This window comes from Gordonia amarae NBRC 15530 (assembly GCF_000241345.1).
Classification (GTDB): domain Bacteria; phylum Actinomycetota; class Actinomycetes; order Mycobacteriales; family Mycobacteriaceae; genus Gordonia; species Gordonia amarae.
The window spans coordinates 18,080-31,623 of record NZ_BAED01000006.1 but is presented as its reverse complement, the minus strand read 5'-3'; the positions used below and the strand labels follow the sequence as shown (position 1 = coordinate 31,623).

General features: G+C 66.5%; 12 protein-coding genes and 1 pseudogene. 5 read left to right on the top strand and 8 right to left on the bottom strand.

The genetic code is table 11. The annotated features are described in order from the left end of the window. The gene (gene lepA, locus GOAMR_RS01910; protein WP_373278751.1) at positions 1-1,944 is read right to left on the bottom strand and encodes a translation elongation factor 4; all 1,944 of its coding nucleotides are present in this window, start codon (positions 1,942-1,944) and stop codon (positions 1-3) included. A gap of 67 nt (positions 1,945-2,011) precedes the next feature. Continuing rightward, positions 2,012-3,493 carry a bifunctional phosphatase PAP2/diacylglycerol kinase family protein gene (locus tag GOAMR_RS01905; RefSeq protein ID WP_040514083.1) on the bottom strand — a complete coding sequence of 494 codons (1,482 nt, stop codon included), beginning with the start codon at positions 3,491-3,493 and terminating at the stop codon, positions 2,012-2,014. Positions 3,494-3,574: 81 nt separating this feature from the next. On the opposite strand from GOAMR_RS01905, the pseudogene GOAMR_RS25285 reads away from it, so the two are divergent. Both GOAMR_RS25285 and GOAMR_RS25280 read left to right on the top strand, forming a co-directional pair. Continuing rightward, positions 3,575-4,237, top strand: a pseudogene (locus GOAMR_RS25285) (alpha/beta hydrolase family protein); the annotation flags it as partial. A gap of 27 nt (positions 4,238-4,264) precedes the next feature. After that, positions 4,265-4,684 carry a type II toxin-antitoxin system PemK/MazF family toxin gene (locus GOAMR_RS25280; RefSeq protein ID WP_083836808.1) on the top strand — a complete coding sequence of 140 codons (420 nt, stop codon included), beginning with the start codon at positions 4,265-4,267 and terminating at the stop codon, positions 4,682-4,684. Positions 4,685-4,714: 30 nt separating this feature from the next. On the opposite strand, the gene GOAMR_RS01895 is transcribed toward GOAMR_RS25280, so the two are convergent. From GOAMR_RS01895 to GOAMR_RS01880, 4 genes are all read right to left on the bottom strand, one after another. Continuing rightward, positions 4,715-5,557 (bottom strand): transglutaminase family protein, encoded by an 843-nt coding sequence (locus tag GOAMR_RS01895; RefSeq protein ID WP_005182056.1) that lies wholly within the window; start codon positions 5,555-5,557, stop codon positions 4,715-4,717. Further along, entirely contained in the window at positions 5,554-6,537 is a 984-nt protein-coding gene (locus GOAMR_RS01890) for an alpha-E domain-containing protein (RefSeq protein ID WP_005182053.1), read from the bottom strand. The genes GOAMR_RS01895 and GOAMR_RS01890 overlap by 4 nt, the downstream gene beginning before the upstream one ends. After that, on the bottom strand, positions 6,534-8,315 hold the full coding sequence (locus GOAMR_RS01885; protein WP_005182050.1) for a circularly permuted type 2 ATP-grasp protein: 1,782 nt from the start codon (positions 8,313-8,315) through the stop codon (positions 6,534-6,536). The genes GOAMR_RS01890 and GOAMR_RS01885 overlap by 4 nt, the downstream gene beginning before the upstream one ends. 94 nt (positions 8,316-8,409) lie before the next feature. Next, complete coding sequence (locus tag GOAMR_RS01880) at positions 8,410-9,531, bottom strand: hypothetical protein (protein ID WP_005182047.1); 1,122 nt, start codon at positions 9,529-9,531, stop codon at positions 8,410-8,412. Positions 9,532-9,717: 186 nt separating this feature from the next. Here GOAMR_RS01880 and rpsT point away from each other — a divergent pair, with 186 nt between their 5' ends. Beyond that, the gene (rpsT, locus tag GOAMR_RS01875) at positions 9,718-9,978 is read left to right on the top strand and encodes a 30S ribosomal protein S20 (RefSeq protein WP_005182045.1); all 261 of its coding nucleotides are present in this window, start codon (positions 9,718-9,720) and stop codon (positions 9,976-9,978) included. A 199-nt stretch (positions 9,979-10,177) separates the two neighbouring features. Here the strand turns inward: rpsT and holA are convergent, their stop codons facing one another. Together holA and GOAMR_RS01865 are read right to left on the bottom strand one after the other, a co-directional pair. Further along, entirely contained in the window at positions 10,178-11,146 is a 969-nt protein-coding gene (gene holA, locus GOAMR_RS01870; RefSeq protein WP_040514081.1) for a DNA polymerase III subunit delta, read from the bottom strand. Between the two features lie 92 nt (positions 11,147-11,238). Then, positions 11,239-11,826, bottom strand: coding sequence for a TetR/AcrR family transcriptional regulator (locus tag GOAMR_RS01865; RefSeq protein WP_040514079.1), 588 nt, complete (start codon positions 11,824-11,826; stop codon positions 11,239-11,241). A gap of 189 nt (positions 11,827-12,015) precedes the next feature. On the opposite strand from GOAMR_RS01865, the gene GOAMR_RS01860 reads away from it, so the two are divergent. Next, positions 12,016-12,822, top strand: coding sequence for an ABC transporter ATP-binding protein (locus GOAMR_RS01860; protein WP_005182037.1), 807 nt, complete (start codon positions 12,016-12,018; stop codon positions 12,820-12,822). Further along, on the top strand, positions 12,819-13,541 hold the full coding sequence (locus tag GOAMR_RS01855) for an ABC transporter ATP-binding protein (protein WP_005182031.1): 723 nt from the start codon (positions 12,819-12,821) through the stop codon (positions 13,539-13,541). Before GOAMR_RS01860 ends, GOAMR_RS01855 begins: the two co-directional genes overlap by 4 nt. Positions 13,542-13,544 lie beyond the last annotated feature (3 nt).

Sequence of the window (13,544 nt, the reverse complement as noted above, 5' to 3'; positions counted from 1 at the left end):
TCACTTGCCCTTCGGCTTGTCGCCGGACTGATCGGTCGAGAGCGCGGCGACAAATGCCTCCTGCGGCACGTCGACGCGGCCGATCGTCTTCATCCGCTTCTTTCCTTCTTTCTGCTTCTCGAGCAGTTTGCGCTTACGCGAGATGTCACCGCCGTAGCACTTGGCGAGGACGTCCTTGCGGATGGCCCGGATGTTTTCGCGCGCAATGATCTTGGATCCGACGGCTGCCTGGATGGGCACCTCGAACTGCTGACGCGGGATGAGCTCTTTGAGTTTGAGCGCCATCTTGTTGCCGTAGGCGTAGGCGGCATCCTTGTGCACGATTGCGCTGAACGCATCCACCGCCTCGCCTTGCAGCAGGATATCGACCTTCACCAGATCCGCCTCCTGCTCACCCGCCTCCTCGTAGTCGAGGCTGGCGTAGCCGCGGGTACGCGACTTGAGGGCGTCGAAGAAGTCGAAGATGATCTCCGCCAGCGGCATCGTGTACCGCATCTCCACGCGGGTCTCCGACAGGTAATCCATGCCGCCGAGATCGCCGCGCCGGGACTGGCACAGTTCCATGATGGCGCCGATGAACTCGCTCGGCGCGATCACCGTCATCTTTACGACGGGTTCGAAGATGGTGCGCGACTTGCCTTCCGGCCAGTCCGACGGGTTGGTGACGACATGTTCGGAACCGTCGTCCATGATCACCCGGTACACCACGTTGGGTGCGGTGGAGATCAGATCCAGGCCGAATTCGCGCTCGAGGCGTTCGCGGGTGATCTCCATGTGCAGCAGCCCGAGGAAGCCGCACCGGAAACCGAAGCCCAGCGCCACTGACGTCTCCGGCTCGTAGGTGAGCGCGGCGTCGTTGAGCTGCAGTTTGTCCAGGGCCTCACGCAGCACCGGGTAGTCCGAACCGTCGACCGGGTACAGACCCGAGTACACCATCGGCCGCGGTTCGCGGTATCCGGTGAGCGCCTGAGTGGCACCGCCCCTGGCGGTGGTGACGGTGTCACCGACCTTCGACTGCCGCACGTCCTTCACACCGGTGATGAGGTAACCCACCTCGCCCACGCCCAAGCCTTTGGACGGTTTGGGTTCGGGCGAGACGATGCCCACCTCAAGCAGTTCGTGGGTGGCGCCGGTCGACATCATGGCGATCTTCTCGCGCGGCACGATCTTGCCGTCGACGACGCGCACGTAGGTGACCACGCCGCGGTAGGTGTCGTAGACGGAGTCGAAGATCATCGCCCGCGCCGGCGCGTCCGGGTCGCCCTCGGGTGCGGGCACCTGCCGGATCACCTCGTCGAGCAGTTCGGCCACGCCCACACCGGTCTTGCCCGACACCCGCAGCACGTCCTCGGGTTCGCAGCCGATGATGTGCGCGATCTCACCCGCGTAACGGTCGGGATCGGCCGCGGGCAGGTCGATCTTGTTGAGCACCGGGATGATGGTCAGGTCGTTGTCCATCGCCAGGTACAGGTTGGCCAGCGTCTGCGCCTCGATGCCCTGGGCGGCGTCGACGAGCAGCACCGCACCCTCGCACGCCTCCAGCGCCCGGCTCACCTCGTAGGTGAAGTCGACGTGCCCGGGTGTGTCGATCAGGTGAATGACGTAGTCCTCGTCGCCCACCTTCCACGGCAGCCGCACGTTCTGCGCCTTGATGGTGATGCCACGTTCGCGTTCGATGTCCATCCGGTCGAGGTACTGCGCGCGCATCGCACGCTCCTCCACCACGCCGGTGAGCTGCAGCATCCGGTCGGCCAGCGTCGACTTGCCATGGTCGATGTGGGCGATGATGCAGAAGTTCCGGATCCGCGATGGGTCGGTGAAGGTGGTGTCGGCGAAGTTGGGAATCTCTACTGCTCCTTCGGCGGGTGCCAGTTCTGGCACAGGTCGCCGTCCAGTTTCCCACACCCGGCCGCGAGGTCGCCGCATGACCGATCCCGTCCCCATAGCCTGAGGCCGGAAACTCCGCGTTTTGTAACGCCAGGCGACACAAAACGCGGAGTGTGCAAGGTATTCACAGGACTGAGCTGCCGTATACCCGTAGCTCGCGGTAGGCGACCCGGAAGCGGGCGCGGGTATGGAGGTCGCCCTCCTCGCCGTCGTGGGCGACGCGGAAAGGTTCGTCGGATTCGATGGTCACCACGGGTGCCTGCAATTCGCGATAGATCTTGGAGTTCCGGAGCCGGCCGCTGATCCACGAGGCGAGCAGCCGCGCCGTCGCGTTGCGATGCCCGTCTTCGAGGTAGCGGACGTCGAGTACGCCATCGTCGAGACGGGAGCGCCGGCCGGGAACGAAGCTCGGCGACCCGTAGACCGAGTTGCCCAGAAAGAAGAACGAGACCGTGGCCGGGCGGCCCTCGATGCGCACGTTCACCGGCGACGAGTCGCGCAGGACCTTGAGCGCCGCATGCATGGTGGCCACGGGTCGTTCGATCCGGCGGCGCTGATAGCGCGAACGTGCGCGCACGAACTCCGGGTACGCACCGATGCTGGCCGTGTTGAGAAGCAGCGTTTCGTCGTTGAGCCAGACAACGTCGACACGCGCCACCTGGCCAGACTGAATCGACTTGACGGTGGAGGCAACTTTGGCCGCGTCGATGTCCTTCGCAAAGTGGTTGAACGTTCCCGCGGGAAACACCGCCAGCGGCTTGTCCGCGGCGATCGCATGCCGGGCGACGGTCGCAACCGTACCGTCACCGCCTGCGACGCCGATGTAGTCGGCGCGTTCGGCGACGTCGGCGGCGACCGCATCGATATCGGAATCGGTGTCCAGTTCGACGATCTCGGCCGCGGGAAGACTGTCCCGCAATTCGTCGGCGACCCGCGCGCCCGAACCGTCGCCGGAGGCCGGATTGAGTACGACGACGAGTCCGGCGCCGTCGGGATTGGGGCCCAGGTCCTCGACGGACGGCTCAGGGATGAGGGTCCGGCTGTCGTCGACCGGCGGGACCACCCGCGCACCCGCGACCGCGACGCCCGCGCCCACCGCAAATCCGGCCAGCACATCACCGGGAAAGTGCGCGCCCGTCGCGACACGGGAAAGCCCGACAGCGCCGGCCAGACCCGCCAGCAGATAGCCCGCGGTGCGATTCTCCAGCCCGACACCGATCGCGAACGCGGCCGCGCTGGCGGAATGACCGGACGGGAAGGAGTTGGACGTGGGTTGACGTCGCAGCCGGGAGAGCGGCACACCCGCGAACAGCGGGCGGTTGCGTGGGTAGAGCCGCTTGAAGCCCTGGTTGACCACCAGGCTGGTGACGCCGAGAGTGACCAGGCCGCGCACCGCACCGCGCCGCATCGACAATTTCCCCGATGACCCCAGACCTGCGGCGATCAGCACCCACAGCTTGGAGTGGTCCGCGGCCGAGGACAGCGGGCGCATGGTGAGGTCAAGCAGGGGGCTCGGTGACTCGGCGACGGCGTCGAACAACCGACGGTCGAGGTCATTGAGTCCCTCGGTGAGGGTCCGCAGCGGGTACGAGCGAGAACGCGGCATGAAATCGAACGTACCCGCGGTAGTAGGCACGCAGAGCTCTGTGTTCTGTCGCGCCGAGCACCGCAGGTCGCAGACTCCGCGATGTGTCGCGCCAGTCGACACAAAACGCTGAGTCTGCGATGGCTTACCGTGGGCAGCGTGACTGTGGTGGCGGAGGTGCATCGGCCGGATGGGGCGGCGCGAGGGGTTGTGGTGTTGGCGCACGGGGCCGGCGGGAACCGGGATGCGGCCATCCTGCGCGCGTACGCCGAGGAATTGTGTTCGCGCGGGGCGTTCGTGGCGCGGATCGATCTGCCGTATCGGCAGCAGCGGCCGAAAGGGCCGCCGAGTCCGTCGAAGGCCGCCGCCGACCGGGACGGCATGAGAGAGGCGTGCGAGAAGTTCCGTGGCGAATCGGACGGACCGCTGATCGTCGGTGGGCATTCGTACGGTGGTCGGCAGGCGTCGATGCTGGTCGCCGACGACCCGGACATCGCCGACGGTTTGCTGTTGTCGTCGTATCCGCTGCATCCACCAGGAAAGCCGGAACGGATGCGTACCGAGCATCTGCCCAACATCATCGTGCCGACGCTGATCGTGCACGGCACCCGCGACCCGTTCGCCACCAGCGATGAACTCGCCGAGGCGGTCGCACTGTTCACCGCGCCCGTGGAGGTGGTCGAGGTGGCCGCGCCGCACGACCTCAAACCGGACAAGACCGGGGTCGCCGCACTCACCGCCGATGCCGCCGACACCTTCCTCCTCCTTCTCCACGACCGAAAGGCCCCCTCAGTGAGTCCCGCTCCCCGACCTCACCGCACCGCGGACCTCGCGCGCGTCGTCTGCTACTCGCCCGACCTCGACGGCGACGCCGATCCCGGCGAGATCGTGTGGACGTGGGTGCCGTACGAGGACGACCCGAACCAGGGCAAGGACCGTCCGGTGCTCGTCGTGGGCCGCGACCGCCGCGACGACGATCCCGACCACGTGCTCGGGCTGATGCTGTCGAGCAAGGGCCATCGCCGCGACGACGAGCACTGGCTGGCCATCGGCACCGGCGAGTGGGACGCCGAACACCGCGACAGCTACCTCCGGCTCGACCGGGTGCTGCTCATCGTCGACGACGACATCCGCCGCGAAGGCGCCGTTCTCGATGAACGACGCTTCGCGGCGGTGGCGAATGAGTTACGCGCCCACTACGGCTGGCGCTGATTCGTCGGCGCGGCGGCGGAGCGACAGCGGTCAGGCGAGGCGGGTGATCTCCACGACGACGTCGAGGTCGGTGGCACCGCCGCCCGTGTACACCCCGCGCAGCGGCGAGACGTCGGCGTAGTCGCGGCCCACACCCACCGACACGTGGCGTTCGGTGATCGGGGTGTCGTTGGTGGGGTCGTACCCCCACCAGCCACCCGTCCATGCCTCGATCCAGGCGTGGCTCTGTCCTGCGACCGTCTTGTCGATCGGCGCCTCCGGGTCCGGGTGCAGATAGCCGGACACATAGCGTGCCGGGATGCCGAGCGACCGCAGCATCAGCAGCGTCAGGTGCGCGTAGTCCTGACAGACGCCTTTGCGTTCGTTCCAGGCGTCGACGGCGGTGGTATGCACCCCGGTGGTGCCGGGCACGTACTCCATCTCGTCGTAGACGAACTTGCAGATCGCCTCGACCGCCTCCTCCGGGGTCTTCCCCTTGGCCAGACGCTTGGCGGTGGCACCGAGACTCCGGTTCTTCGGGACGTACGCGGTGAAGGTGAGCATCTCGTCGTAGCGATCCTCGATGTACTCGGTGTGCAGGTCGTCCCACGAGGCCTGCTCGTCCGGACGCTCACCCGCATCGGTCTCCACCACCGACATGCCCGACACCTCGAGCTCGTTGTGCGGGGCGTGCAGGTCGAACGCGGTGACCGCCGAACCCCAGTAGTCGGTGTACCGGTAGGCGCGGGACGACGGCACCGTCTCCACGCGGTTGACGATCACGTTCTGCCGGTGGTCGCTGCGGGGTGTCAGCCGGGCCTCGTTGTACGACGAGGTCACCGGACTCTTGTAGGCGAAGCCCGTCGAATGGACCACCCGCAGACGCCAGCTCACAGTTCACTCTCCTCGATTGCGAGTACCTCTCCGTCGCTCACCCGAGCGTCGGCCCACGCGACATACGGTGACACGTGGAAGTACTGGTTGGTGACCGCTTCGTTGACGGCGCGGCAGGTGTCCTGCAGATCCAGCAACCGTTCCTCCAGACCGTCGAGCAGCACCCCCGAGTCCAGGAACTCCAGCGAGCTTCGCGCCCGCCCCAGCAGCAGCAACGCCTGAGCCTGCGCGCCGACACGGCTCGGGCCCTTTTCCAGTTCGGACAGATTGTGTTCGGCGACGCACAGCGCGTGGAACACCGACCGCGGGAAAAGCCGGTCCAGCAACATGAATTCGAGCACCTTCTCGGCGTCGATAACGCCTCGGTAGGTGCGCAGGTAGGTGTCGTGCGCGCCCGCCGACACCAGCACGCTCACCCACTGCGGCGAGGTCACCCGCTCACCGGCGCGGGAGAGCAGCATGCGGATGGTCATGTCGACGCGTTCGATGGACCGTCCGAGCAGTAGGTACCGGTATCCGTCGTCGTGGCTGAGTGTGGCGTCGGCGAGGCCGGCGAACATCGCCGCACGATTCTTGACGTACGAGAGGAACTCGTGCGGACCGAGTTTGCGGGCTCGCTTCTCGGCGTCGGCGAGTCCGTTGTAGGTGGTGTTGAGGCACTCCCACATCTCCGACGAGGTGACTTCTCGTGCGCCGCGGGCGTTCTCGCGGGCGGCGTGAATGAGATCGACGATCGATCCGAACGAATCCTGGTCGTAGGCAACGCGTTCGGTGAGCATGAACACATCCGCCGGTACCCCGGCGTCGGGCGCCTTCAGGCCGAGGACCTGGATCACGCGCCGCGCCGACCTGTCGACGTCGACCGTGGAATCCTCCAGGATCTGATGGATCGCGACGTCGAGGATGCGCGCCATGTCATCGGCGCGTTCAACGTATCTGCCGATCCAATACAGGGATTCGGCATTTCTGGCCAGCATCATCGCCCGCCGCCTTCCTGTCCGGTGCGGACCGCCTTGGGTTCGGGCGTCGTCCCGTGTTGTTGCTGTTGCTGCGTCTGGGTGTGCACCGGTTCGGGGGCGCTTTCCGCGGGCCGGGCCGCGACCCGGCTCGACACCACCTTGGCGCCGGCGAGTTCACGTTCACCCTCCGAACCGCGGGCCGCCAGCACCCAGGTGTCCTTGGAACCGCCGCCCTGACTCGAGTTGACCACCAGCGAACCCTCGGGCAGCGCCACACGGGTCAGACCACCGGGCAGCACCCACACCGACTCACCGTCGTTGACGGCGAACGGACGCAGATCCACGTGCCGCGGCCGCACATAGTCACCGGCCTTGGTCGGGACCGTCGACAACTGCACCACCGGCTGCGCGATCCAGCCACGCGGATCGTTGCGCACCTTCTTGGCAAGGACGTCGAGTTCGGCCCTGGTCGAGTCGGGACCGAAGACGATGCCGTAACCACCCGATCCCTCAACGGGTTTGACGACGAGCTCATCGATGCGGTCGAGTACCTCCTCGCATTCGGACGGCAGCCAGCAGCGCAGGGTGTCGACGTTCTTCAGCGACGGCTTCTCGCCCAGGTAGTACTGGATGATCTCCGGCACGTACGTGTAGATGAGCTTGTCGTCGCCGACGCCGTTGCCCACGGCACTGGAGATGACCACGTTGCCGGCACGTGCGGCGTTGAGCAGGCCGGGCACACCGAGCATCGAGTCGGGGCGGAACTGCATCGGGTCGAGGAAGTCGTCGTCGATGCGCCGGTAGATGACGTCGACGCGCTGCTCGCCCTCGGTGGTGCGCATGTACACCACGTTGTCGCGGCAGAACAGGTCGCGGCCCTCGACGAGTTCGACACCCATCAGCCGGGCCAGCAGCGAATGCTCGAAGTACGCCGAATTGGCAACGCCCGGTGTGAGAACCACGATGTTGGGGTCGGCCTCGTTGAATGCGGCCGATGCCCGCAGCGCGCGCAGCAGATGACTCGGATAGTCACCGACGGCGCGCACCTTGTGCGAGGCGAACAGGTCCGGGAAGACCCGCGCCATGGTGCGCCGGTTCTCGATCACGTACGACACACCCGACGGCGACCGCAGGTTGTCCTCCAGCACCCGGAACTCGCCCTGCTCGTCCCGGATGAGGTCGATGCCGGCAACGTGGATGCGAACACCGTTGGGCGGTCGGATGTTTGCCGCCTGACGGTGAAAGTGCTCACACGAGTGGACAAGTCGCTTGGGCAGCACGCCGTCGCGCAGGATCTCCTGTGTCCCGTACACGTCGTCGAGGAAGAGTTCGAGCGCCTGCACGCGCTGGGCGATGCCGCCTTCGAGCTTGTGCCATTCGGCCGCCGAGATGACCCGAGGGACGACGTCGAGCGGGAACGGACGTTCCTTGCCCGACAGCGAGAAGGTCACCCCCTGGTCGATGAATGCCCTTCCGAGAGCGTCGATCCGGGTTTCGAGGTCGGCGCGGTTGGACTCGGCCATCGCCTTGAAGATGCCGCGGTAGGCGGGGCGTACCTCGCCGGTGGCGTCAAACATCTCATCGTAGGGTTTCCCGAACGACGGGGCGCCGGTGTAACCGTCGAAGATCGTGCCCTCCATCGCCCGCGGCTGGGTTGTCGCGGGCTTCGCACGTTTGGCCGGGGTTCTGGATTTGGTGCCCTTGGCCGGTGCGGCTGCTGCCGACTTGGTCGCGGGCTTGGGCGCGGCAGCCTTGGCGGGGGTCCGCTTGGCGGCCTTCGTTGTCGACGCGGGACTCATAACTTGACATGGTGCTACAAAAACCCGAACTCGGCAGGACTGTTGAGTGACTGCCTTGCGACGCACCGCCCACCCGCGGCCCGGTTCGGTCGCGCTACCGGAGTCTTCGCGTCGCTCCGATGGCGCGACGCCGGCCCCTGCGCACCACATTCGCCGCCCGGGTCTGCCAGCGGGGACGCACCTTCGGCAGCGGGGCCGCCTGCACCAGCGCCGCGACGGTGTCCAACGCCACGTCGAGCACCTCGGCTTCCGTCGGCTCCGCGGCGCCACCACCTGTCGGGTCGACGGCGAGATCGCTCAGGTCACCTGCCACCCGGTAGCCGGCGGTGATGATCTCGTCGATCATGGCGGCGCTGCGCTCGGCAGCCCACCGCAGCTGCTCACCCGACAGCCGCTGGGCGTCGCCCTCGCGTTCGGCGAAAAGGATCTCGCCGATGATCTGTCCCTTCATCACCCGTTCGTAGCGCCGCCACTCGATGTCGTCGGGTTGCAGCCGGGTGTTGAGCCGCCGCACAAACTCGGTCTGCGCCGCCGACAGCGACGAGTTGAGGTCGGGCACCGGGATGGTCAGCGCCGCCGGGTCGACGCCGATGACCGACAGGAAACGCTCCCACAGATCGTCACCGGTGCGGGTCCGCGGCACCGTGACCACATGCACCCGTTCCGCCCCGACGAACGGCGCCCAGGTGCGCAGGATCCGCACATAGTCCTGGAACTCCCAGAAGGGCTCCTCCCTGCCGGTGGCCGGTTCCGGTGCGCCCGGCGCGTGAGCACGCACGGAGTCGACGAACTCACCGATCGTCGCGGTGCGCTGATTCTTCACGTTCTCCTGCCACACCGACGGCAGCTGCCGGCCCAGATCGCGGACGGTCACCACCACATGCACCTCGTCGGCGAAACCCAGATCGCCCATGAGTTTCTCGATCTGCGGCGCCGTGGCGGTCGCGAACAGTTCGTGGCTGACGAGCGCGCGCTGCGGCCACGCCGTCATCTGCGCCACCATCGTCGGCCACGCCGACACGTGTTCCGGGTCCACCCAGTCGAGATACCGTTCGGGCTGCAGATGTGCCGCCGCGTGGAAGTGGTCGGCGATCTCGTTACCCGGATACAGCAGGCCCGACGAGTCGAGCGCGAGGTCACGGTTGCGCCAGAGCCGATCTTGCAGGTGGGTGGTTCCGGTCTTGGGCAGTCCGATGTGGAGATATACAGCTGACATGATGATCTGAGCCTATTGCGTCGGTTCGGCGAAACCCTTGACTCATGACGATTTGGGGGGGTTGCGGGCTGTCAGGTAACGTAGACCGCTGTTGCACACCGCCCGACGGCAGGTGTGATCAGGCGGTGACAACCGCCACACAAGACAGTTGACAGCTTTTACACCGCACACACAGAGGGAACCCGCGTGGCAAACATCAAATCGCAGATCAAGCGCAACCTGACCAACGAGGCGCGTCGTCAGCGCAACCAGTCGGTGCGTTCGGCGCTGCGGACCTCGATCCGCAACTTCCGCGAGGCCGTTGCCACCGGCGACAAGGACAAGGCCACCGAGCTGGGCAAGGCAGCGAGCAAGAAGCTCGACAAGGCCGCCAGCAAGGGCGTCATCCACGCCAACCAGGCCGCCAACAAGAAGTCGGCCATCGCGCTGGCCGTCAACAAGCTCTGATCTGTAGCTGACGCAAACCCGGCGATCTCCACGCGATCGCCGGGTTTCTGGCGTACTCAACCCTTCCGCCGACCCGAACCACCCCTCGCTGGTCGAGGTGCTCGCTGGTTGAGGTGCGAGGAGCGCTAGCGACGAGCCTCGAAACCCGGTGAGATAACAATGTCGTCCTACCCGGTTTCGCACAGTCGAGACAGCGGCCTCACCGCCCCCGCGACCGCACATCGGGCCGCAACCCGGCCACCGTCGACACCGCGTGTTCCAGGGCATAGTCGGCGTCGGCCGCCTGCCCTTTCACGTCACCGTTGAGCTGGGCGACGACGATCATCGCCTGCGCGATCGACGACGAGTCCCACGCCCGCGCCTGCCCTTGCACTTTCTTGACCCGGCCGGGCGGCATGCCGAGTTCCCGCGCCACCGAGTACTGGTCGCCCGATACCCCCCGCACCCGGGCGATGGCGTGCACGGCCTCTGCGAGCGCATCCGCGAGCAGCACCCGCGGCACCCCGTGGTGACAGGCCCAGGCGAGTGATTCGAGCGCCCCGGCCCGGTCTCCGGTGACGGCCTTGTCGGCCACCTCGAAGCCGGTGACCTCCGCACGCCCCTGGTAGTAGGTGAGCACCACCTCGCGGGTCACCTTGCCGCCGGTGTCGGTGACGAGCTGGCTGCACGCGGCGGCCAGCTCCCGCAGTTCCCCGCCCACACTGTCGACGACCTGCTCGACCACATCACCGCTGACCCGCGCCCCGAGCCGCTTGAACTCGGCACTGACGAAAGCCGCCTTGTCCGACGGCCACTTCGCCTTCTCGCACTTGTGTTCCACCGCGCCGGCCTTCTTGAGCGCGGCCACCATCGACTTGGCCCGCCCACCGCCGGTGTGCTGCACAGCGAGCGTGATGCCTTCGGGCAGCGCTTTCGCGGTGGCCACGATCAGCTCCGCCGGCGCCTTCCCCGCATCGGCCGCGGCCTCGACGACGATAACCCGTTCCTCGGCGAACAGCGACGGACTGAGCAGCTCGGCCAGCTCGTGGTCGGTCACCTCACCGGCCCGCACCCGCGTCACCGGCACATCAGTACCGACTTCCGCCGACTTCTCCACGACGATCGACTCAACGACACGTCCGGTCAGAAAATCGTCATCCCCCAACAACAAGTGCAGGTGTTCACTCACGGCCACTATCGTGCCAGATCATCGAATTCTCCAGACCTGCCAAGCCATCGGTCTATCGGGTGCCGCCGCGCCGGATGATCGTCCCGATCTGGTCAGGCGGTCAACAGGCTTCGCATGGTGAACTCCATAACTCGCGCACAGTGGTCGTACGCCTGGTTCAGTCTGGTGTGCAGCAGGTTCCAGGCCTCGGAACTGACGGTGATCGTCAGCGCGTCAAGCAGCGCCTCGGGATCGGCAGCAGAGGCGATCTCGCCGCCGAACGCCTCCTGCAACTCGGTGCGGGTGCGGGTGAGGTGCCGGGCACGGTCGGCTTGCAGCACCGGGGACAACGGTTCGTGGACCGATGCCGCCAGGGCAGCCGGGGCAATGCTGACCAGACGCCGGCTGCGATCGCTGCAGAACCGGACAAGGCGGTCTTCCAGGGGTAGGTGCGGGTCGACCGGTGTGCGCAGCTGTACGTCCAGGTCTGCCCAGTAGGCGACGGTGGCGCTCAGCAGCCCCTCCATGTCGCCGAAGCTGGACCACAGGGTTCGTGTCGACACTCCCGCCCGCTCCGCGATCTGCGCCGCCGTAGGCCGCAGGACACCGTCACGAAGCAACGCGACATGAGCGTCGACGATCTGCGATCTGGTCCGGATACCACGCCGTAGTCGGCCGTCGGTTTGCCGGTATTGCACCATTGCCCCACCCCGTCCCTGTATCGTGACCCCAATCACAATATACTTGCACTTCATGTGCAGTTAAGTTGTGATCCATATCACCTAGACGGCGGGGTTGTTGCCGTAACTGGGTAGCCCACCGATCTGCGAAACATGGAGCCTGCTGATGACCCACCTCACGACCTATCCACCACTCCCCGAGATCGGCGGATGAGCGGCGGACTCGTCGTCGACAACGTTGGCGTGCGCTTCGGCGGACTCGTCGCCCTCGAAAGCGTTTCTTTCGACGTGCCCGAGGCGACGGTCACCGGAGTCATCGGCCCCAACGGCGCCGGCAAGACGACCCTGTTCAACGTCATCAGTGGGTTTATCAAGCCGACCAACGGTTCCTTGACGTGGGAGGGAAAGGCCTTCTCCCCCAAGCCCAACCACTTGGTTCGCGACGGCGTGGCACGGACCCTGCAGGGTGTGGGCCTGTTCCCGTTGCTGACCGCCGTCGAGAACGTGATGCTCGGTGCGACCATCCGCCGCAAGGCGGGCTTCGGTTCGGCACTGCTGGGTCTGCCCAGGAGCGACCGCGACGAAGCGGCACTGCGCAAGGAAGCTCATGAGTGGCTCGAGCGTCTCGGCGCCACCGACGTCGCCGGTCGGCCTGCCGGCACTCTGGCATATCCGGTACAGAAGCGCGTGGCTCTGGCCCGCGCGTTGATCAGCCGACCTCGCCTGCTGATGCTCGATGAGCCGGCCGGTGGTCTCGGCGCCGAGGACCTCGGCCCACTGGCCGAACTGATCACGACGCTGCCGCGCGAATGGGACACCCCGTGCTCGGTCGTGCTCGTCGAGCACCACATGGACTTGGTGATGAAGGTCTGCGACAAGGTGGTCGTTCTCGACTTCGGTCGCTGCGTCGCCACGGGCACTCCCGCGCAGGTGCAGTCCGATCCGGCAGTGGCCGCAGCGTATTTGGGCGAAGAGCCACCGGAGGAGTCCGCACTCACCGAAGAGAGCACGTCATGACGAACCTGCTGGAAGTGGCGAACCTGGAGGGCGGTTACGGCCGGCTGAAGGTGCTGCACGATTTTTCGGTGACTGTCGAGGAGAGCACGATCACGGCGGTGCTGGGGGCCAACGGTGCGGGCAAGTCGACGATGCTCAAGACGATCTCCGGGCTGGTTCCGCCCCGCGGTGGCACCATCACCTTCGCGGGCGAGGACATCACGCACCTGCCGGTCGAAGAAATGATCGTGCGCGGCCTCGCCCATGTGCCCGAGGGCGGCGGCGTCATCCCGGAACTGACCGTCGAGGAGAATCTTCGCCTCGGTGGCCTTTGGCGTGGTACGGCCGGCGCCAAGGTGACGACCGAGGCGATCAAGGAGGTCTACGACCTGTTCGAGCGCCTCGGCGAACGTCGCACCTTCCACGGTCACCAGTTGTCCGGCGGCGAGCGGCAGATGCTCGCACTCGGGCGTGCGCTGGTGTCCAAGCCCAAGCTGCTACTGCTCGACGAGCCGTCGCTGGGCCTGGCCCCCCCGATCGTCGCGCGGATCATGGCGCTGTTGCGCGACCTGCGCGACGAGATGGGCATGACGGTGCTGCTGGTCGAGCAGAACGTCGGTAGTGCCTTGGGAATCGCCGATGAGGGGGTGGTGATCTCGGTCGGCAATGTCGTCGCGCGTGGTCACGCCGCCGACCTGCAGTCCGATGTCAAACTCCGACACGCCTACTTGGGTTTCTAAGAG

Coding starts and splice junctions, on each gene's coding strand:
- lepA (WP_373278751.1), bottom strand. CDS start 1,944: ATGGGGACGGGATCGGTCATGCGGCGACCTCGCGGCCGGGTGTGGGAA.
- GOAMR_RS01905 (WP_040514083.1), bottom strand. CDS start 3,493: ATGCCGCGTTCTCGCTCGTACCCGCTGCGGACCCTCACCGAGGGACTC.
- GOAMR_RS01890 (WP_005182053.1), bottom strand. CDS start 6,537: ATGATGCTGGCCAGAAATGCCGAATCCCTGTATTGGATCGGCAGATAC.
- GOAMR_RS01885 (WP_005182050.1), bottom strand. CDS start 8,315: ATGAGTCCCGCGTCGACAACGAAGGCCGCCAAGCGGACCCCCGCCAAG.
- GOAMR_RS01880 (WP_005182047.1), bottom strand. CDS start 9,531: ATGTCAGCTGTATATCTCCACATCGGACTGCCCAAGACCGGAACCACC.
- GOAMR_RS01865 (WP_040514079.1), bottom strand. CDS start 11,826: ATGGTGCAATACCGGCAAACCGACGGCCGACTACGGCGTGGTATCCGG.
- GOAMR_RS01860 (WP_005182037.1), top strand. CDS start 12,016: ATGAGCGGCGGACTCGTCGTCGACAACGTTGGCGTGCGCTTCGGCGGA.
- GOAMR_RS01855 (WP_005182031.1), top strand. CDS start 12,819: ATGACGAACCTGCTGGAAGTGGCGAACCTGGAGGGCGGTTACGGCCGG.